We start from the raw sequence: 3,264 nt of genomic DNA on the forward strand, positions 1-3,264 counted from the left end.
TCGTCGGAAATACAATTTGAGTGTACCATAAATGCCTTTTTATTTTTCTAACTTAATTTTACAATTCGCGTTTATTATAAGAAAAGCTAAGAATGATAATTAATCGATTTTCAAAATATATAATAAAAAGATACAATGAGTTAACTATACAAATCAAAAGAAGAAGCAGGGGGATAGCATACCTATGCTTCTTTTTTTATGTATTTAGCTATTTCTTCTTTACAATATCGAACATATGTTTGTATAATGTGAAAGAATGGAGTGTTATTTATGATGGATTATTCAAAAGAGCCAGTAAATGATTACTTTTTAATCGATATGAAAAGCTTTTACGCAAGTGTCGAATGTATAGAAAGAAATTTAGATCCATTAACAACAGAACTTGTTGTTATGAGTCGATCTGATAATACTGGTTCAGGATTGATATTAGCTTCTTATCCTGAAGCAAAAAAGCGGTATGGTATTACAAATGTGAGTAGACCACGTGACTTACCACAACCATTTCCTAAAACACTACACGTTGTTCCACCACGTATGAACCTATATATCAAGCGAAATATGCAGGTAAATAATATTTTCAGAAGATATGTGGCTGATGAAGATCTACTGATTTACTCGATCGATGAATCAATCTTAAAAGTGACCCGATCACTGAATCTTTTTACGACTGAAGGAACACGAAGTCAGCGAAGGAAGAAGCTCGCTCAAATGATCCAAGAACGTATTAAAGAAGAGTTAGGTTTGATTGCTACGGTAGGCGTCGGCGATAATCCCCTTTTGGCTAAACTAGCCTTAGACAATGAAGCAAAGCATAATGAAGGATTTATTGCGGAATGGACGTACGAAAACGTTCCTGAAAAAGTATGGAATATTCCTGAAATGACGGACTTTTGGGGCATTGGCTCTCGAATGAAGAAAAGACTCAATCAGATGGGGATTATGAGCATTAGAGATCTTGCTAACTGGAATCCATACACCATTAAGAGCCGTTTAGGTGTGATTGGCTTACAGCTATACTTTCATGCAAATGGTATTGATCGAACTGATATAGCAATCCCACCAGAACCGACAAAAGAAAAGTCCTATGGTAATTCACAAGTGTTGCCACGTGATTATACTAGAAGAAATGAAATCGAGCTGGTTGTAAAAGAAATGGCGGAACAAGTAGCCATTCGTATCAGACAGCATAATTGTAAAACAGGATGTGTCCATTTAAACATTGGTACATCGATCTTAGAAACGAGACCAGGGTTCTCACACCAGATGAAAATCCCTATCACAGACAATACAAAGGAATTGCAGAATTATTGTCTTTTCTTGTTTGATAAGTATTATGAAGGACAAGAAGTCCGCCACATCGGAATCACTTACAGCAAGCTATTTTATACTGATTCGCTTCAGCTGGATTTATTTAGTGATCCACAAAAGCAAATTGACGAAGAAAATTTAGATAAAATTATTGACAAGATTCGGCAAAAATATGGTTTTACGTCGATTGTACATGCTTCTTCAATGTTAGAAGGCGCTAGAAGCATTACTAGAAGCACACTTGTTGGTGGTCATGCGGGCGGAAATGGGGGAATTAAAAATGATTGATTACAATGATCGTGGTCGTTTAAAGTGGGCAGGGTTTTATTTATCTGATCATACTGAAGAGATCGATGCGGACAATGAGCAACGTACCAATCATAATTTGGCAAAAGAACAAATGACGACTGAAGATATTGTGAAAGTATTGAACGCTGCAGTCATAAAAAATAGATCAGTATGTATCCAAAAAGAAGAACGAAACGCTGAAGGATACTATCCATACGATATTGTTGGAAAGATCTTAGGTAGTGATGAGCTGGGAATCTACGTTGGAAAAGACAAAATTCACTACGACGAAATACGGCACATTGAATTTTACCAGGATAATAAGTGGAGTCGACTAGAATGAACATTATCCAGCAATATGAGCTAAAGTATATAACATGTATAGTTATATACAAATATTTAGCTTCGGTTGGTATAAACTTAATAAGTGACTTTTTGAGCCAAAAGTAAGGAATTACAAAAAGAGAAAGAAGAGAAGGAAGAATGAAAAAGGTATTATTTGCGGTTAGTTTAGTTGTTAATATAGCACTAGCAGGAGGATTATTTTATACCATTACAGAAATGAATAAGCTTGATGACCAACGGGAAAGCTTAGCAATCAGTAACGAACAATACAAAAGGAAGCTAGATGAAGCTAGCAGCACCAACGTGGACACTCAAGAAGCCGTAGAATCCTCTACAATTGTTTATAGCAATGAATCCAGTGAAACCCTAACAAATTCGGAAAGAAGCACAGCTCCAGCTACAGAAACTGTTTCTCAAAAAGCTACTATAACAATAGGAAGTAAAGTATTCACGTTTATAGTAAATGGCTTGACAATAGAACACGATTCTAGCAGAACAGGAAAAATGACCGAGCTTTCTCATGAGTTTCCAGTGATTGTTACTACTCCTAGTGCTACCCTTAACGGTATATTGGTGCAAGACAACAATGATAATAATTGCTATATAATGGTAGACGGTCAAACTCTATACAGAGGAACATACCAATAAATTTTGAGTCTTAATATGACTGATATTTATAAAAAATTCCTGATATTAGAACAAGAATACGCTGTCTTCAAATGTATAATATTACAATAGCACGATATAGCAATATTGTTATATCGTGTTTCATAATAATTAAGAGCTTTAAAATTAGTATTTATTAGATACTTAAAAGCTATTTTAGTATTGATAAATTGTTACCAGCAACAAAAAAGAAGTTACTTAGTGCTAACTTTTGAGCAACTGCTAGAGGAGGTAGGATATGGCTAATTATCCTGTAATTTTTATTGTATTTTCTAGAAATGTAATTACTCTCTTAAACATTCCAGCATATCCAAGTATATAGAAAATTTACGTTTTCTGTATAGTTGGATTTGAATTATAGCTATTTGTAATTTACTTCAATTATTTCGCTATAGCAGCTAATAACACTATAAAGACACATACAGCAACTCCTTAAATGGGTTTCGTATGTGTCTTTATAGTGTTGATCACTTCATATTTTAGTTGGTCAAAATCCTTATCATATGTAGCAATATATACCACTAAATTTACAGCATCTTTTTGATCAATAGCTAAAAGCTGTCCATTGATTTTCAAAAAGTGGAATGGCAACAGTTTTTTTGACAAATTTTATAAGGTGCAGAACTTCTTTCCGTATGCTATTCCGATTGTCCTTGA

General features: G+C 34.3%; 3 protein-coding genes and 1 pseudogene. 3 read left to right on the plus strand and 1 reads right to left on the minus strand.

All coding sequences use genetic code 11. From position 1 onward, the window contains the following. Positions 1-270 precede the first annotated feature (270 nt). The 3 genes from FGQ66_RS14850 (at position 271) to FGQ66_RS14860 (ending at position 2,589) form a co-directional block, all read left to right on the plus strand. The gene (locus FGQ66_RS14850; protein ID WP_138302654.1) at positions 271-1,596 is read left to right on the plus strand and encodes a Y-family DNA polymerase; all 1,326 of its coding nucleotides are present in this window, start codon (positions 271-273) and stop codon (positions 1,594-1,596) included. Then, positions 1,589-1,939 carry a hypothetical protein gene (locus tag FGQ66_RS14855; protein WP_002290348.1) on the plus strand — a complete coding sequence of 117 codons (351 nt, stop codon included), beginning with the start codon at positions 1,589-1,591 and terminating at the stop codon, positions 1,937-1,939. The genes FGQ66_RS14850 and FGQ66_RS14855 overlap by 8 nt, the downstream gene beginning before the upstream one ends. Before the next feature lie 140 nt (positions 1,940-2,079). Beyond that, a complete protein-coding gene (locus FGQ66_RS14860; protein WP_002295345.1) occupies positions 2,080-2,589 on the plus strand; it encodes a hypothetical protein in 510 nt (169 codons plus the stop codon). 450 nt (positions 2,590-3,039) lie between these two features. On the opposite strand, the pseudogene FGQ66_RS14865 reads toward FGQ66_RS14860, so the two are convergent. After that, positions 3,040-3,201 (minus strand): annotated as a pseudogene (locus tag FGQ66_RS14865) (type II toxin-antitoxin system death-on-curing family toxin); the annotation flags it as partial. Positions 3,202-3,264: the final 63 nt, after the last annotated feature.

The organism is Enterococcus sp. BSD2780061688st2 D3 (assembly GCF_005844145.1).
In the GTDB taxonomy this organism is placed as follows: Bacteria; Bacillota; Bacilli; order Lactobacillales; family Enterococcaceae; genus Enterococcus_B; species Enterococcus_B durans.